Origin of the sequence: Microlunatus soli, assembly GCF_900105385.1 — a bacterium.
In the GTDB taxonomy this organism is placed as follows: domain Bacteria; phylum Actinomycetota; class Actinomycetes; order Propionibacteriales; family Propionibacteriaceae; genus Microlunatus; species Microlunatus soli.
Genome location: NZ_LT629772.1, coordinates 2,250,164 through 2,266,625, shown reverse-complemented (window position 1 = coordinate 2,266,625; position 16,462 = coordinate 2,250,164). Strand labels below are relative to the sequence as shown.

Genomic DNA, 16,462 nt, shown 5'->3' with positions numbered 1-16,462 from the left:
GTCAACTGGTTGCGGGTAGCTTTGGGCGGTAGACAGTTCGGGTTCTGATCATGGCGTGGAGGACGTCGCAGCGGCGTCGCGCCAGGCAGATGAGTGCGGCGTTGTGTTTCTTGCCTTCGGCTTGTTTGCGGTCGTAGTAGGCCCGGCTGGCCGGGTCGGCCCGTAGTGCTGCGAACGCGGAGAGGAAGAACGCTCGTTTGAGGTGGCGGTTGCCCGAACGTGCCGGGAACTCGCCGCGGATCGAAGTGCCGGATCGTCGGGTGACCGGGGCGAGGCCGGCGTAGGCAGCCAGGTGGCCGCTGGTGCGGAAGGTGGACGCGTCGCCGACTTCGACGAGGATTCTTGCTGCGGTCCTGACCCCAACGCCGGGCATCGAGGTCAGGACCTCGGCAAGAGGGTGAGCATCGAGCACCTGTTCAACCTCGGCTGCCAGGTGAGCCCGCTGATCCAGGGCCTCGGTCAGACTCTTGGCGAGCCTGGGCAGGACGCGTTCGGCTGCTGCTGCGCCGGGGACGGTGACGGTCTGCTCGGCCAGTGCGGAGACGATCTGGTCGACGAGTTCTGCCGCGCCCCGGCGGTTGGCTGCGGTAGCGGTCGTAATCATCCTTGCTCGGCCGGCCGCTGCCATGCCCCGCGGTCCGCCGTATTTCATGATCAACGCGAGCACAGCCTTGGTATGCAGGCGGGGGCCCAGGATCCTTTCCAGGGCAGGAAAGATCTGTGTCAACAGGCCACGGATCCGATTACTCAACCGTGTCGCTTCGGCAGCGAGGTCGTCGTCGAATCCGATCAGCACCTTCAACTCAGCCAACACATCCTCGCCCACGTCGACCCGGCGCAGGGTGTGCGGCATGGTGCGGGCAGAATCGGCGATCACATAGGCATCGCGGGCATCGGTCTTGGCGCTGCCGGGGTGCAAGTCGGCGATCCGCCGCATCGCCAGCCCTGGCAGGTAGGCGACCTCGATGTCCATCGCCCGAGCGACCGCGACCGGCAGCGCGCCGATCGTGTTGGGTTGATCGACCACGACGAGGACTCGTCCTCGAGCAGCTAGCTCGGTGAACAGTCGTTCCAGGCGTTCCTGGTCCTGCGGCAGTTCGGCATCGAAGACGCGGTGGCCCTGCCTGTCCAGCGCGCATGCGTGATGGGCACTCTTGCCGACGTCAAGTCCGCACCAGATCGTGATCGGCTCGTCTGCATCCAACGCTGACTCTCCTCTGCGGTCGAGTCGGTCACCGATCAGGCATCAAGTCCCGGCAGCCACGTTACGACGAGACCTCACTGGGCCGTGTCCCTATCAGCGGTCACCCGATGCCACCCGGCCCGGCGACAACACCCCCCGGATCATTGACAACAGGGGCAGTAAGTCATACCAAGCCCGGCGACCGAAGCCCTTGCCTCAAGGGCCACCAGAAAGGTAACGGGCGACAGATGGTTGGGCCTGATAGCGCCGTGCTTGATCCTGCATGGGCCAGGACCGGGCACGGATTCGCGCTGCACGGGAACGCACCAAGCGCCTGGCGCCGACGCCGGTGCGCGACGTCGTCCGGCAACTGCTCGTCGGCCGGGCCAGGATTCAGAAATGCGGGCTCATCCGACGATCCTACGAGTACGACCGAGCCCGCTACGTTTGGTATTGGTTGTCGCGCGGTGCGACGGTCTAGCCGGCAAATTTTGCCGCTCGGATCACGGCGGTCTACCACAACATCGAGAAGGGCCTGGTGCTGCCAAGTCCGAGAACGGCGTTCGGGGCCGCGACGGTACTGATCTGCTCGATCTGCTTGACATCTATCGATCGCGCTACGGAGACGACCGCGTCACGTACGCGGCGATTGCCGCTCTCGCGGCCTACAACCGATTCAATCGATCCGCTGGGCTACCGACGTTCGAGCTGCCCGATGAAGAAGTGATCATCATGCTGGTGGCGCTCGGACACCTTCCTGAGCAGTTCGAGGTGGCGGCTTCGCCTCGTGCGCCGATCGAGGAAGCACTTCGTTCGCTGTAGCGGTGACTACCAGGCGATCAACGATATGAGTACGTTGATCAGTCGCCCTGACCGCCCTCTGGCCGGCGCTGCTTCAGCAGCTTGGCCGGGACGCCACCGTAGATCCCGAATGACGGATAGTGTCCCGCGGTGAGTACGGATCCGGCCGCGACAACGCAACCGTCGCCGAGTTCGACGCCGTCGAGGATCGTCGCTTTGGCGCCGATCCAGCAGTCGCGACCGATGGTGATGCCCTGATGGGAGACGCCCTGCTCACGGATGGGAGTGTCGAGGCGTTGGGTGTTGTGGTTCTCGGAATGAAAAGAAACGAAGTTCCCGATGATCGTGTCTCGGCCGATGGTGATGCCGCCCGCACAGCCGTAGAAACAGTCCGTACCGAGGCCGACATTGTCGGCAACCCGGATCCCGTGTCCCAGCGACTTGAGGCTGCCGGTGCATTCGATCCGGGTGTTGCGGCCGATCGACACGTTGTCCCCGAGCCACACTCCATCGGTCGACAGGGCATCGACCAAGCTGCCGGGCCCGAAGGTCACCGAACGCCCGAGGTGAATGTTGCGTCGGGACCTGATCGTTGCCCGGGAACCGACGAAAGCAGTGCGCCCGCGTTCGCCGAAGGCGGCCATCGCTCGTGCCCGCATCAGTCCACGCTCGGCGGAGATCCGAGCCAGATCAGGCAGCTCGATCCGATCGTCGAGTGCATAGGAACTGCCCTTGGCCCGGCTCGCGATCACGCTCAGCAGCCGGCTCGATCGACTCATGAAATCCCCGATTCCTTGGTTCACAGACAGCGATTGAGCCGCTGCAACATGATCGTGTTCGGCCCCTGCGGATGCCCGGTCTCCAGCCGCTCGGTGATCCGCTCGGCCCAGTAGGCAGCTCCACTGCGCTCGACACCGCGGATCTCGCGTCGGGGTCGGATGACCCCGACGGCCGCTTCGAAGTAGGCCCGGTCGGCGCCGTGCGGCGCCAATTCCGCGTCCTCCCAATCGAAGAGCCACAGTTGTCCGCGATGATCATGGCGGAGGTTCCAGGGGCTCAGGTCGCCATGTGCCGGCGTCCGGTCCCGGGTCGCCGCAAGGCCGTCCACCCGGCTCAGGACCTTGATCAGGTCTTGTTCGAATCCGTCGGGGAGTCGCAAGCATGGTCGGTGCGGGGCAGTGAAGACCATCTCCTGAGCTGACCAGCTCCTGCCGTCGCCCAGTCGCCCGACACCGATCGGTCGCGGGGTCCTGAAGGCGGAGATGTCGGCCTCCTGGGCAGCAGCCAGCAGGCGTTGCTCCAGTTCGAGTGACCGGCCGCCCTGTCGGATCTTGATCATGAAAGAGCCCGCGGATCCCGTTGCCAGGAAGGTTTGCCCGCCGCGCACGTCACGCCGGCGATAGGTCGCGACCGCATTCAGATCATGTCGACCGAACCCGAGCGCGCCGCTGATCTCCCGCAGCTCGGGGAGATCGAGCCGGCCGCTACGCCCCGGGAAGAATCTCGGGCCGAACAGACGGATCCACGCCCACGCCAGCCATTGCGCGGTCAGAATCGCTCGTCCGGAAGCGGCGTACATCGTGATGCCTCGGACAGCCGCTGCCCGGGAGTTCCGAGGTAGCTGGACAACCGACGCTCCGGGAGGGAACCACACGCCTGCTGTTGTGTCGCTCATACCCAGTCCCAGCTGATGCCGGTCAGCCGGCGCAGGACTTCGGCGTCCGGTCTGAGGAGCTCCCGTACCTGGCTCCGGTCGGACTCGGGCAGGTCGGCTCCCGGTGCGGCATTGCGAGCCTCTCCGGTGGAGAACAGGCCGGGGCTGATCTCCAAGAACTTCGCCACGCGATCGAGCTCGGCGATCGGATCGGCGTAGTAGTCCTCGCTCCTGACCAGACAGATCGAAGCCCTGGGAACATGCTGACACCACCGTTCCAACGCAGCGCCGTAGCGGCTCTGTCCCAGGTAGGTCTGATGCTCGTGGGCGTAGCTGTAGAAACGCGGATCGGCTAGCTTGCTGGCGTCGGTTCCGACTCGATCCTGCTCCGCGGCCAGCGCCTCGCTGAACGACAACGACTCCCGTCCCTCGCGGACGCGTTCCTTCCAATGGCTATGGGCACGCATGACCGGATCACGAAGCACAGCAAGGATCTTGACCTTCGGGAGATCACGGGCGACCCGTCCGGGGGCTTCCGGGTGAGTCAAATAGTAGGGCGAGCCCTCGCCGGTGATCACCGGCCCGCCGGAGCTCGACTGTTGAGCCCGACGAGCTCGAGCCGAGGGCAGGTGGGAGGCGTACCAACGTCGGCCGCGGAAGTAGTTGCTGTCGAAGTAGTGGATCCCCTTGGTTGCGGCAGCCTTGGGCAGATGATCCGGCCGCGGAAAGAGTGGCGCCACTTGCGGGTGGGTGATCAGGTCGTAGTAGAAGGAGGTCGAGCCGCCCCGCTTTGCTCCGATCAGCAGGAAATCCGGATCAGGTCGCAAGGTGGACGTCGCCATCCCGAAGCCCCGAATGCCCGATCGGCCGGCAGCTACGATTCCGCGTCGCAGAGCCGACCCGACCGTGGAAGAGCGAGATGTCACTCGGAGAACGCTATCGCCAACCGAAGGCTTACGTGCGATCCATCGCAATTCCGTCTGTTCATGATCGGCGTGGGATCCGGTCGATGCGTCCGGCACCCGATCGTCCGTACTCGTGATAGGCAAAGCCGCAGGCGCCGAGTGACATTCCGAAGCCCCGGAGCAACGTACGGGTGCCCCGAGCTTCATGCTCAACGGACCGAACGATCTTTCCGGCAACGGCCCGCGCCCCGCCGGCAGCAAGGCGGCTGAGGCCCCGCCCTGCCAGCGTCGCACGAGCCACAACGCGGTCGGGAGCTCCGGCGGCGAGTTTCAACGTCACGAGCGCAGCGCTGTTGCCAGTGCTGATCGCACGTTGCCGGACCCACCGGCGCGTGGATCGACTTGTCGGAACGACATCGAGCACGATCGCCTCGTCGCACCAGACCATCGGGACACCCGCCCGATGCAGTGTCCGGGTGAAGAGGGTGTCCTCGCCGCCGGTGGTCCCGAGATCCGGATCGAACTCCAGCCCGAGCGAACGGACCACCCGAAGATCGAGCAGCAGATTGTTGGTCACCGCCACATCGAGAGCCGTGCCGGTCGGCATCCGTCGCCGTCGGAAGAAGCCGCCAGCCGTGATCCACTCATCCGGATCGGTTTCGAATTCGGAGACGACCGGGCCCTGGACGACGTCGCTGCCGTATTCCTGCCGACACGCCACCAGCAACTGCAGCCATCGATCGGTAGGTCGCTCGTCATCGTCGATGAATACCAGCAGGTCGAAACCGATGCTGGCTGCGAGAGCGCGGTTCCGCGCTGCGGAGATGCCGGGGGTGGATTCCTGCTCGTATCTGAGCGGAATCTCGTCGGGATGTTCCGAACGGATGGCTTCGACGACGGGGAGAGCGCTCCCGGCGGGATCATTGTCGACGACGAGGATCTCGACCTCGAATTGGTCCGCGTGGACGCTGCGAGCTTGCGTCAGGAGCATCGGCAGCAGTGCGGTCAGGTCGTCCGGTCGGCGATAGGTGAGCACCCCGATCACCAGACGTTCTGGTGCGGTCATGGGTTATTGATCATGATCGACTTCATCTCGCGAAGAGCCTAGACGACCGGTATCGATTTCGCCGGGGTTTCGGGTGATCCGTGGCACGGAGTTCGGCCGGAGCGCCGGCCCGGACAACTGGGACCGTAATCCCACGATCCGACTGCTAATTTCGTCGCCGGACGAGCGCAGGATTCCACCAGTCTCAGCCGTCGTTGAAGCTGAATTCGGGGCCATCGGTGTGCGACGACTCGGAACGGTCAACGGTGGGGCGCTTCTCGGTGATCGCGGGTGAATCACCTGGTCAGCCCCAGGTCCAGACGGCCGAGCCCGAGAGCGGACGACCGCGATACTCCTGGTGGGAGTAGCGCGGTTCGGCCATCGCGCCATCGGAAGTGACTGCAGCGGAGATCTTCAGCAGGTTGGAGCACGGGTTGCCATCTCGTCGCTGCTGGGCTTAGATCCGAATAAGGAAAAGCCCTTCGGTCTCCGAGCCACCTCGTGACCATCCCCAAAGGAGCTCAACCTATGACGATCTCCCCCGGATCGGTGCGTCCAGCTCTCGCAGTCACGGCAGCCGCGTCGCTGGCGATCGGGTTAGCGATTGCGTCGCCGACATCGGCGGTCGCCGAGAAGGCGCCGAGTGCGCAACGGCAGTGCCGGTCGATGACGACGCCGACCTATCGTGTCCTGAACCCCGAGACAAGCGCGACGCTGCTGACCACCTGGAAACGCGAGAAGCAACGAGCAACCGGCGAATACGGATTCTCCAGATCACAGGGGGATCCGTTCCAGGTCAGCCGAAAGGCCGGGGCCGATCTGGTGCCGGTGCATCGCCTGTACAACCCGCGAACAAAAGACTTCCTGTGGACCAAGTCTGCCCGGGAGATCGGCCGGGCGACATCCAGCTTCGGCTACCGGGACGCAGGCGTCGACTTCTACGCGGCTACCTCCGGCGGATCCTGCTTGACACCGGTGTATCGCTACGTCAAGAACGATGTCAGACGGTATGCCGTGGGGGCGGGCGAACGGGCGGCGCTGTCGCGCGCCGGCTGGAGCTATGAGAGCATCGCGTTCTTTGCCGCCGAGAAGCCGGCAGTCGTGAGCAGCACGAAGGCGTCAGTCAAGAAGAGCCCGGCCAAGAAGGTCGCCCCCGCCAGGAAACAGCCCGTGAAGCCGTCCACCACGAAGGCCGCCGTCGCCAAGACCTCCGCACAGAGCAACGAACCGCTGGCGCAATCCCCGTACCTGTACAAGGGCACGCACGCCTGGAAGGCGTATCAGGCCGAGAAGAACCCCAAGGACAAGCGATTGTTGTATCAGATCGCCAGCACACCGACCTCGATCTGGCTCGGTGGCACGTCGGGTGACGGCGGGTTGGTCGACAAGATCACGACCGAGGCGGCAGCACGACATCAGACGCCACAATTCGTCCTCTACGCGATCCCCTATCGCGATTGTGGTCAGTACGCCTCCGGGGGTCTGAGCAGCGTCGCGCAGTACAAGAAGTGGGTCGATGCGGTGAACAAGGGCATAGGCAACCGCAAGGCGGTGGTGATCGTCGAGCCAGATGCGATTGGGATGTCCTGCCTGTCGACCGCTCGACAAGCTGATCGCAACGCGATGCTCCGCTACGCGATGAAGACGCTGTCCAGTGGAAACACCTGGGCCTACATCCACGCCGGGAGCAACAATCTGGACCCGAAGTGGGCGGCAGCGGCGATCAAGAAGGCCGGTGTCGGGGAGGCGCGCGGCTTCGCCGTCAACGTCTCCAGCTTCGACGCCACCGCCAACGAGATCGCCTACGGAAAGGCCGTGAACAAGGCGCTGGGTACGAAGAAGCATTTCGTGATCGATACTTCGCGCAACGGTCTCGGTCGCCACTCCGGTTCCAACGGGGGTGCGCCGGCCTGGTGCAATCCGCCCGGCCGGGCGCTCGGATCCCGTCCGACATCGACGACGGCCGATCCGATCGTCGACGCCTACCTCTGGATCAAGCGACCGGGTGAATCAGATGGCACCTGCCACCCAGGGGACCCGTCCGGTTGGTTCAAGTCCTATGCCGTGGGGCTGACTGAGCGGGCGCTCGATCATGGAACTGTCCGCGCGGTGTCGATGCCGAAATGATCATGCCATCATGAGCATGCAGAAAGATGATCATTACGGGCGAACGGTGGATTCGACTCAGGGGAGCGGGAGCTCCGCAATCGTTCCACGCGCTAGAGCTCGTGATGCCAGGCCGATGGCGTAGGACCCGAACCATCCGGTCGGGTCACCCTCGTAGCAGGGGCCATCGGACTCGCCCGGCGGTTTGATCCACAACAGGGCATCGACCTGATCGTCGCCGGTGTGAGGGGTCGGCCGCTCACCGAGAGATCGTCCACGAGGGTTGCACCACCGGGGCACGTCGCCGGTGGAGCCGGCGGCCGGACGCCCCGATCCGTTGCGGGAGGTGTCGACGACGAAGTGCTTGTCCGCGATGCCGGCTGCGGCCAGCCCACGCAGCAGGCGCTTGCCGTAGTCGACCTCGTTGCTGGTGGTGTCGAATCCGGCGACATTGACCGCAAACCCGCGGGCATGCTCGATGCCGGCGGAGATCAACGTCGGAACGATGACCGCCGGATCGAGGCCCGCGCTGCCGGCATGGAGATAGACCCAGGTGTCGGGATCGGCGCTCAGGGTGCGCAGCGCGTAGCGCAACAACGCCAGGCGTTCGGTCGCCTCCGCCGGAGAGAGGCACGACATCCCGATCGCGTCCGGCTCCACGACCACAACGGCCGGCCGGCCGCCGATTCCGGCGCGGATCCCGTCGATCCAGCGGCGATAGGTATCTGGATCGGCGAGCCCGCCGGCGGCGTACCCGTCGCAATCACGACGAGGGATGGCGTACAGCACGAAGTGCGGCGCCTGCCTACGGGCAGCAGCGGCGGCGGTGATCTGAGCAACGTGGGACGTGATGTCGGCGGCACCCCCGAGCCAGATCGCGATCGGGGTCGCGGCGATCTGGTAGAGCAGACGTCGTTCGGCCGGGTCGGTCGCGTCGCGGAAGGCCGACCAACCCGCGGAGTCGGTGGAAAGGTACGGCGGAAGATCCAACGGGCCCTTGCCGTCGGTCGCCGGCCAGCGGAACTCGCTCAGCGGTTCGGCTCGGAAGGCAATGCCCTGGTCCCGCCAACCGGCGGCCGCAAGGCTCTGTGCCGCGGTCGACGTGGTCGCATAGCGGCTGTCTTCCGCTCGCACGAAGCGTCGGACACCGACACCGCAGGCGGTCGATTCCGGCACCCAGAACCGGACTCCGGCGTCGCGATACCCGCGGCGGACGGCATCACCGATCTGTCGGGCGTCGGAGCTGTAGAGCCGGCCACCGGTGGGATCGATCAGCAGATGGGCACCGATCAGTCCGCGACCCGGAGCCGCACTTGCGGAGAAGAGCGCGCCGAGCTGCCATGGACGTTCGGCCCCGCTCGAGGTCGCCGTTGACCCGTCCAACGCGAGCGTCGTCGCATCCGCGGAGGAACGTTCGGCATACACCGGAGATGGCAGCGCTGGGCAGGACTCCACCCCAGGCCCCGAGGCGGTGGTGGACGGTCCCAGCAGGCAGATGATCATCGCACCGACGATGACGGCAGCCGTCGACCACAATCCTCTCCGCAGCGAGGGCTTGGTGATCACGTCCGGCGCGGGGCGGGTTGCCGGCCGACGGCGGCGACCGACTGCAGGACGTCAGCCGCGTAGCGAGCCGGCGCGTAGCGTTCAGCCGTCCGCTGAGCATCGCGGACGGCATCGTCGGCGAACTGGCTCCAGTTCGCGAGGATCTTCTCGATCGCGTCGGCGATCTCCACCGGCGACCCGGGCGCGACTCCGATGCAGGCGTGCAATCCGTCGCTGGCCTCCAGCAGGCCACTGGTGGCGCTGACGATCAACGGGCGACCAGCCAGCGCCGCTTCGACGGCCGTGTTGCCGAACGGTTCGTCGGCGGTCGACGGTACGAGGCTGATGTCGGCATCCGCCGCGAAACCCCAGACGTTGTCGGAGAACCCGTGGAACCGGACGCGATCTCCGAGCTGCCGGTCGGCCACGCGGGACCGGAGCCCTTCTTCGAACCATTCGTAGCCAGAGAACACGGCGCCGACGATGTCCAACTCGGCTTCGATGCCACGATCGGCAAGCTCCGCGACCGCATCGACGACGATATCGGGACCCTTACGGGGTGACAGCCTGCCGACGTAGAGCAGGCGAACCGCGCCCTCGATGTCGGAACGTGGGGCGGTGACCGCCGGTGGTCCCTGGACCGCGTTGTAGACCACGACGGATCGCCGAGCCAGCCGCGGCAACGAGTCCAGCAGGACGCCGCGGCTGAAACGGCTGTTGACGATCAACCGATCGGCGAGCAGCAGCGGCAGGACCAGGGCGCGACGCAGCAGCGGTGAACGACCGGTTTCGCCCTCGTGGACATGGCAGATGACCGGGGTCCGGGTCAGTCGGGCAGCAACCAGCCAGATCGGGGTGATGATGGTGTTGACGATGATCAGCCGAGGCCGCTCACGACGGATCAAGGAGATGGCCGGGAGCAGGCCGCCGACAGCATCCCGCAGCAGCCTGATCATGCCGGCAGGTCGCAGGGCATCCTTGCGAAGAATCGCCGTCGACATGACCACCGGCCGGCCGCCGCGTTGCTCGACCTGGTCCAACAACGGACCGGCCCCGGGGACCGCGACCAACACGCGATCACCGGCCCCCACCAGGGCCGTGACGGTCTCCAACATCATCCGGTCCGAGCCGTACAACTCCGCTCCCGGGTTGGTCACCAGGACCGGCCTGCGGCTGCCGGTCCAGCGGGCAGCCCGACGCCTCATCGGAGCGCTCGCTCGCGATCTCGGACGAGACCCGGCATCGCCTTGACGAGTCTGGCCTCCAGCAGCTCCTGGTACTGACCGGCAACTCGTTCCCAGGTGAACTGGTCCGCGTGGCGCTGGGTGCTGGCCGCGCCAAGCCGACGGCGGAGCTGCTGATCGGTGATCACCTGGTCCATCCGGTCGGCGGCGTCCTCGGCAGACCGGAAGTAGAGCGCCCCGGCCCCGGCAACCCAACGGTTGTACGCGTTGTCGTGGGCGATGATCGCGTTGCCGGCGCCCATCGCCTCGACCAGCGACGGGTTGGTGCCGCCGACCGTATGTCCGTGCAGATAGGCCAGCGAATGGAACCGCAGCGCGTGGGTCGTCTCCGGCTTGTAGATCGAGCCGAGGAAGACGACTTCGTCGCTGGCCGCCTCCCGTACCCGTCGGTGGTAGTCGTCGGTGGCGCCGTCGTAATTCCCCAGCATGGCGAGTTTGACTCCCCGGGGCGCTGCCGAGAAGCCCCGCACCAACTCCAGGATCGAGTTTTCCTGGACAGGGCGGCAGATCAGCGTGAGGTATTGCCCCGGGGTGAGCCCGAGCTCACGGACCGGATGTTCGGGCGCCGAACCAACGGCGTCGGCGCCGTACGGGATCATGGTTATCTTGGATCGCGGCACCCGCCCCTGGAGGTAGCGTTCGATCTCCGGATGATCGGCGATCAGGTCGTGGCCGAGCAGGCCGGCGATCCGCTCGTTGGCGTACAGGAAGGCGCGTTTGGCCGGTCCCCACCGCTCCCGTTGCCACTCGATGCCGTCCATGTTGATCACCAGCGGGATCTTGCGTAGCCGCTGCAGGACGTTGAGGACCGCGGTGTTGTAGCCGAACAACAGGCACAGATCGGAGAAGCGGGCTGCATGCCGCGCTGCGATCCAGTCGAACCGAGCGGTGCCCGCGGGACCGGAGGCAGTGACCGGAATGATCACCCGCTCGATCCCGTTCCAAGAATCCTCTCGGACCGGTCCGGAACCGTCCTCCTGGCAGTAGACGATCACTCGCCAGCCCTGGTCGACCAGGTGTCGCGCAACATTTTCCGCGGCTGTCTCGAATCCGCCGTGCGCTGCCGGAATCCCGCGAGTCCCGAGCATCCTCACCGTGGGCATGGAGACAACTGAAGACGTGGATGACATGTGCTTCCCCCGAAGACGTACATGATGCGGCACCGACAGATCGCTCGCGTGCAGAAGGTTACCCCTCCGGAGGGCTTCTGGATACCTTCAGGACGAAAGCCCGTTACTCATTGCCACGGGCTGTGCGTCGAAACCGTGCTCGACGAATATCGCGATTGTGCCTACGGCCGCCCCGCCGACTGTTACCGTTTGCCCTGGCGTTGCGTTGGGGTCGCAACCAGGTGTCAGTTCGTTCGAGGCGATTCGTCGGGGATCGCAGGAGCGCCGGACGCGTCGGGGTCGGCCCTGCATCCGCGCAGCGAACTGGACAATTCGGGGGAATTGAGATGGGCGGACGGTCGATTCAACGTCGGTTCTTGGCTGTGCTGACGGCACTGGGGCTGCTCACAGCGAGCCTGCTGCTCGGCGCACCCGTGCCAGCAGCCGAGGCCGATCCGTTGCCGAGCCCGCCGCCGTTGAAGGACTCCTCCTCCGACATCGTCAGCGCCGACGCACTGCCGACCGTCCAACTGGACAACGGTGTCGTCTGGTCGCAGGTGATGATCGGCAATATCGTCTACGTCGGCGGCAACTTCTCCAACACCCGCCCACCAGGGGCGGCTCAGGGCACGAACCTGACACCGCGCAGCAACGTGTTGGCCTACGACATCACCACCGGTGACCTGGTGCCCGGCTTTGCGCCGCAGGTCAACGGACAGGTCAGGACGATCACCAAGTCGCCGGACGGATCGCGGCTCTACATCGGCGGTGACTTCACCAAGGTCAACGGCGTGAACAAGTATTTGGTCGCGGCTCTCAACCCGTCGACCGGCGCCTTGCTCTCGACCTTCACCGCGGCTGTCGGTGGCTCCTTCGTCTCGTCGATCGTCGCGACCAACTCGACTGTCTACCTCGGTGGCTTGTTCACCGCGGCGAACGGATCCGCCCGGGCCAATCTGGCTGCCTACAGTTCCTCGGGTGCGCTGCTGAACTGGACACCCAGCACGGACCTCCAGGTCGACGCGATGGTGCTGGCGCCGGGCGGATCAAAAATCATCGTCGGCGGCCGGTTCGGAAAGGTCAACGGAACCGACCAACGGGGCCTGGCCGCACTGGATTCCAGTACAGGAACGACTCTTCCGTGGGCGGCGCCCGACACGATCAAGAACGGGAGTTCGACCGGACCCAACGCGGGCAAGGCCGGGATCTACTCGTTGAGCACCGACGGGACCTCAGTCTTCGGGACCGGCTGGGGCTTCGCCGATGTCAACACCGGCAACCTCGAGGGCGCGTTCTCTGCCAAGCCGGACAGCGGCGAGATCAACTGGGTCGAGGCGTGCCACGGCGACACCTACGGGGTCTTTTCCGACAGTGCGACCGTCTACACCCTGAGCCACGCCCACTACTGCGGAACGGTCGGCGGCTTCCCCCAGTCCGAGCCGGACTGGGGTGTCAACATGCGGCACGCGATCGCCTTCACCGCCGAGCCGACCGGGACCCTCTCTCACGATCCCTATGCCGGCGGCACCTACAAGGACTGGTACGGCACGCCCGGCCCGTCCATGATCAACTGGTTCCCGGACTTCTACACCGGCAAGTTCACCGGCGTCGGCCAGGCAGCCTGGTCGGTCACCGGCAACGGGAACTACCTGTCGCTCGGCGGCGAGTTCCCCGGGGTCAACGGCAGTGCTCAGTACGGTCTGGTCCGCTTCGCCAAGCGGACCGTGACGACACCGAAGCAGGGCCCTCGACTGACCGGGTCCAACTGGCCTATCTCGGTCAACACCGCGGCCCCGGGCATCGCGCGGGTCACCTTCGGTGCCAACTGGGACCGCGACAACATGAAGCTCACCTACAAGCTGATCAGAGACAACGACACCGCCCATCCGGTGGCTCAGAAGTCGGTGTCCTCGACCTTCTGGGATCGACCGACGGTCGGCCTCACCGACTCCTCGGCAACACCGGGAAGCCATAGTTACAAGGTGATTGTGTCCGATCCTGACGGCAACACAGTGACCAGCAGTTCGGTCACCGCGTCCGTCGTGGCGGGCTCGATCAGCCCCTACGGTGCCAAGGTGCTGGACGATGACGCCAGTCTCTACTGGCGGCTCGGGGAGGACTCCGGCAGCAGCGCGCAGGACCTGTCCGGCTCCAACGACGGCATCGTCCGATCCGGGGTGTCCTTCGGACAGCCGGGCGCCATCACCGACGATCCCGACACCGCGGCAAGCTTCAACGGATCTTCCTCCGGCTACGTCGCCGCAACCTCAGCAGGCTCGGCGCGTGACACCTTCACCGCAACAGCGTGGTTCAAGACCACAACCGGCCGAGGCGGAAAGATCTTCGGCTTCGGCAACTCCAACGACGGCTCATCCAGCAACTACGACCGTCACGTCTACATGGACAACGCCGGTCACGTGATCTTCGGTGTCTATCCAGGCTCGACCCAGACGGTGCAGTCGACCGACACCTACAACGATGGCGATTGGCACCAGGCCGTTGCCTCGTTGGGATCGGGCGGCATGCGATTGATCATCGACGGCGAGCAGATCGCGGCCCGGACCGATGTCACTTCAGCCCAGGCTTACACCGGATACTGGCGGATCGGTGGCGACAACCTCGGCGGCTGGCCGTCGGGACCATCCAGCTCCAACTTTGCCGGATCGATCGATGAGTTCGCGGTCTTCGACAGTGTGCTCAGCGCCGACGATGCCCGGGCGCTCTACACGCTCGGCACCGGCGGTCAACCGAATCAGTCGCCGACCGCGGCGTTCACCAGCAACACCGACGAACTGAAGCTGACCGTGGACGCAGCCGACTCCTCCGACTCCGACGGGACGGTGGCGAGCTATGCCTGGGACTGGGGCGACGGCAGTGCCGACGGGTCGGGCAAGACCGCAACCCACACCTACGGCTCGGCCGGTGACTACACGGTCAAACTGACCGTCACCGACAACGACGGAGCCACCGACACGGTGAGTCACTCGGTCACGGTGGCGGCCAACCAGAAGCCGACCGCTGCCTTCACAGCGTCGACCGACGGTCTGGCCGTTTCCGTGGACGCCGCGGGGTCGGCTGATCCGGACGGTACGGTCGCGAGCTATGCCTGGGACTGGGGTGATGCCAGTGCCGACGGGTCGGGCAAGACCGCAACCCACACCTACGCCTCCGCCGGTGACTACACGGTCAAACTGACCGTCACCGACAACGACGGAGCCACCGACGCCGTCACCAAGACGATCACCGTGCAACAACCGCAAGCCGGAGTCATCGCGGCCGATCAGTTCTCCCGGAACCAGACCGGTGGTTGGGGATCGGCCGATACCGGTGGCGCCTGGTCACTGACCGGCAGCACCGGCGCCTACGCGGTGTCCGGTGGGACCGGCAACATCTCCATGACCCAGATCCGCCAGTCCAATGTGGCGCAGTTGTCCGGAGTCTCGACCCGGGACGTGGCGATGCTGGCCGACGTGTCGATGGACAAGACACCCAACGGCGGCGGCGGGTACGCCTACCTCACAGCCCGAAAGACCGCTTCCGGTGAAGAGTTGCTCAAGCTGCAGTTCACCGCCTCCGGCTCGGTCGTGATGTCGCTGTCCCGGCTCAGCGCCGGTGCGGAAACGATCTTGACCTCGGCAACCGTTCCCGGCGTCGCCGCATCCGACACGCTGCGCGTCCGGTTCCAGGTCGACGGCACCGCACCAGCGACGCTGTCGGCAAAGGTGTGGAAGGCTTCCGGGACCGAGCCGTCCAGCTGGCTGCGAACGGTCACCGACAACAGCGCTAGTGCACAGCTGGCCGGCAGTGTCGGCGTACGAACCTATCTGTCGGGGACGACGACGAATCTGCCGGTCACGGCCTCGTTCGACAACCTGCGCGTCACGTCGCCGTCGACCGGCGAGGCGAACCAGGACCCGACCGCGGCCTTCACCACAGCGATCGATCATCTCGTGGTGTCGGTCGACGGGACGACGTCGGCCGACCCCGACGGCACGATCACCGGCTATTCGTGGGACTGGGGCGACGGCACCCCCGACGGGGCGGGCGCAACCGGGTCGCACCGGTATACCGCCGCCGGTGACTACGTCGTCAAGCTCACCGTCACTGACAACGGGGGCGCCACCGCCTCCACGACCCACACGGTGACGGTGGCCGCGGCCGACGACGCTCTTGCCTCCGATGACTTCTCCCGGACGACCTCGTCGGGATGGGGCAGCGCGACGACAGGTGGGGCCTGGACCGTCTCCGGGACGGCGTCGCAATACGCCGTCGCCGACGGGGTCGGCAAGATCACGATCAGCCAGGCCCGACAGTCCAATGTCGCCCAACTCGCTGCCGTGTCGTCCCGTGACCTGGTGCTCACCTCGGACGTCAAGCTGGACCGGACACCGAACGGCAACGGTGCCTATGTCTACTTCTCGGCCCGCAAGACAGCATCGGCCGAGGAGATGTTGAAGCTCCAGTTCGCCGCGTCCGGATCGGTGATCGCCCAACTGTCGAGGCTGGCCAACGGCACCGAAACGATCTTGGCCACCGCCACTGTGCCGAACGTGACGGCGACGGACGCGCTGCGGATCCGTCTCCAAGCCGTCGGCGACGGTACGACGACATCGCTGTCCGGCAAGGTCTGGGCCAGCACGGCTGCCGAGCCGTCGACCTGGCTGGTCACGGCCAACGACGCGACCGCGAGTGTCCAGGGAGCCGGCGGGGTCGCGATCCGGAGCTATGCGTCCGGAACGACCACAACCTTCCCGGTCACCGTTGCGGTGGACAATCTCCGCGTGCTGTCGGCCGCGGCCGGTGCGTGAGCAGGTAGATGATCATGATTGAGAACGCCAATCCAGGAAGAGATTCCGGTGATCCGGGCCTC

Annotated in this window: 11 protein-coding genes; 3 read left to right on the top strand and 8 right to left on the bottom strand. The window is 65.8% G+C overall.

The features are described 5' to 3' along the window. Window position 1: 1 nt before the first annotated feature. Window positions 2-1,204, bottom strand: a complete 1,203-nt coding sequence (locus BLU38_RS10510; protein WP_157683367.1) for an IS110 family RNA-guided transposase — start codon at window positions 1,202-1,204, stop codon at window positions 2-4. 378 nt (window positions 1,205-1,582) lie between these two features. Here BLU38_RS10510 and BLU38_RS10505 point away from each other — a divergent pair, with 378 nt between their 5' ends. Continuing rightward, the gene (locus tag BLU38_RS10505) at window positions 1,583-2,005 is read left to right on the top strand and encodes a hypothetical protein (protein WP_157683366.1); all 423 of its coding nucleotides are present in this window, start codon (window positions 1,583-1,585) and stop codon (window positions 2,003-2,005) included. A 38-nt stretch (window positions 2,006-2,043) separates the two neighbouring features. Here the strand turns inward: BLU38_RS10505 and BLU38_RS10500 are convergent, their stop codons facing one another. The 4 genes from BLU38_RS10500 to BLU38_RS32335 form a co-directional block, all read right to left on the bottom strand. Beyond that, entirely contained in the window at window positions 2,044-2,763 is a 720-nt protein-coding gene (locus tag BLU38_RS10500; protein ID WP_091524100.1) for an acyltransferase, read from the bottom strand. A 20-nt stretch (window positions 2,764-2,783) separates the two neighbouring features. Beyond that, window positions 2,784-3,563 carry a phosphotransferase gene (locus tag BLU38_RS10495; protein ID WP_091524096.1) on the bottom strand — a complete coding sequence of 260 codons (780 nt, stop codon included), beginning with the start codon at window positions 3,561-3,563 and terminating at the stop codon, window positions 2,784-2,786. Between the two features lie 92 nt (window positions 3,564-3,655). Next, window positions 3,656-4,480 (bottom strand): sulfotransferase, encoded by an 825-nt coding sequence (locus BLU38_RS10490; protein WP_157683365.1) that lies wholly within the window; start codon window positions 4,478-4,480, stop codon window positions 3,656-3,658. 142 nt (window positions 4,481-4,622) lie between these two features. Next, window positions 4,623-5,534, bottom strand: a complete 912-nt coding sequence (locus BLU38_RS32335) for a glycosyltransferase (RefSeq protein ID WP_407939702.1) — start codon at window positions 5,532-5,534, stop codon at window positions 4,623-4,625. Window positions 5,535-6,089: 555 nt separating this feature from the next. On the opposite strand from BLU38_RS32335, the gene BLU38_RS10480 reads away from it, so the two are divergent. Beyond that, the gene (locus BLU38_RS10480; RefSeq protein WP_157683364.1) at window positions 6,090-7,715 is read left to right on the top strand and encodes a glycoside hydrolase family 6 protein; all 1,626 of its coding nucleotides are present in this window, start codon (window positions 6,090-6,092) and stop codon (window positions 7,713-7,715) included. 57 nt (window positions 7,716-7,772) lie between these two features. Here BLU38_RS10480 and BLU38_RS10475 read toward each other — a convergent pair whose 3' ends face one another. The 3 genes from BLU38_RS10475 to BLU38_RS10465 are packed head-to-tail and all read right to left on the bottom strand — an operon-like array spanning window position 7,773 to window position 11,586. After that, entirely contained in the window at window positions 7,773-9,197 is a 1,425-nt protein-coding gene (locus BLU38_RS10475) for a glycoside hydrolase family 6 protein (RefSeq protein ID WP_157683363.1), read from the bottom strand. A gap of 59 nt (window positions 9,198-9,256) precedes the next feature. Continuing rightward, window positions 9,257-10,444, bottom strand: a complete 1,188-nt coding sequence (locus BLU38_RS10470) for a glycosyltransferase family 4 protein (RefSeq protein ID WP_091524079.1) — start codon at window positions 10,442-10,444, stop codon at window positions 9,257-9,259. Continuing rightward, on the bottom strand, window positions 10,441-11,586 hold the full coding sequence (locus BLU38_RS10465; RefSeq protein WP_197680067.1) for a DUF1972 domain-containing protein: 1,146 nt from the start codon (window positions 11,584-11,586) through the stop codon (window positions 10,441-10,443). The genes BLU38_RS10470 and BLU38_RS10465 overlap by 4 nt, the downstream gene beginning before the upstream one ends. Before the next feature lie 389 nt (window positions 11,587-11,975). Between BLU38_RS10465 and BLU38_RS10460 the strand changes: the two genes are divergently transcribed. Continuing rightward, window positions 11,976-16,400 carry a PKD domain-containing protein gene (locus BLU38_RS10460; RefSeq protein WP_231920382.1) on the top strand — a complete coding sequence of 1,475 codons (4,425 nt, stop codon included), beginning with the start codon at window positions 11,976-11,978 and terminating at the stop codon, window positions 16,398-16,400. Window positions 16,401-16,462 lie beyond the last annotated feature (62 nt).

What these genes read in the sequence shown, in the direction of transcription:
- BLU38_RS10505 (WP_157683366.1), top strand. Translation starts at nt 1,583, where the DNA reads ATGCGGGCTCATCCGACGATCCTACGAGTACGACCGAGCCCGCTACGT.
- BLU38_RS10500 (WP_091524100.1), bottom strand. Translation starts at nt 2,763, where the DNA reads ATGAGTCGATCGAGCCGGCTGCTGAGCGTGATCGCGAGCCGGGCCAAG.
- BLU38_RS10495 (WP_091524096.1), bottom strand. Translation starts at nt 3,563, where the DNA reads ATGTACGCCGCTTCCGGACGAGCGATTCTGACCGCGCAATGGCTGGCG.
- BLU38_RS10490 (WP_157683365.1), bottom strand. Translation starts at nt 4,480, where the DNA reads ATGGCGACGTCCACCTTGCGACCTGATCCGGATTTCCTGCTGATCGGA.
- BLU38_RS32335 (WP_407939702.1), bottom strand. Translation starts at nt 5,534, where the DNA reads ATGCTCCTGACGCAAGCTCGCAGCGTCCACGCGGACCAATTCGAGGTC.
- BLU38_RS10475 (WP_157683363.1), bottom strand. Translation starts at nt 9,197, where the DNA reads ATGATCATCTGCCTGCTGGGACCGTCCACCACCGCCTCGGGGCCTGGG.
- BLU38_RS10470 (WP_091524079.1), bottom strand. Translation starts at nt 10,444, where the DNA reads ATGAGGCGTCGGGCTGCCCGCTGGACCGGCAGCCGCAGGCCGGTCCTG.
- BLU38_RS10465 (WP_197680067.1), bottom strand. Translation starts at nt 11,586, where the DNA reads ATGCCCACGGTGAGGATGCTCGGGACTCGCGGGATTCCGGCAGCGCAC.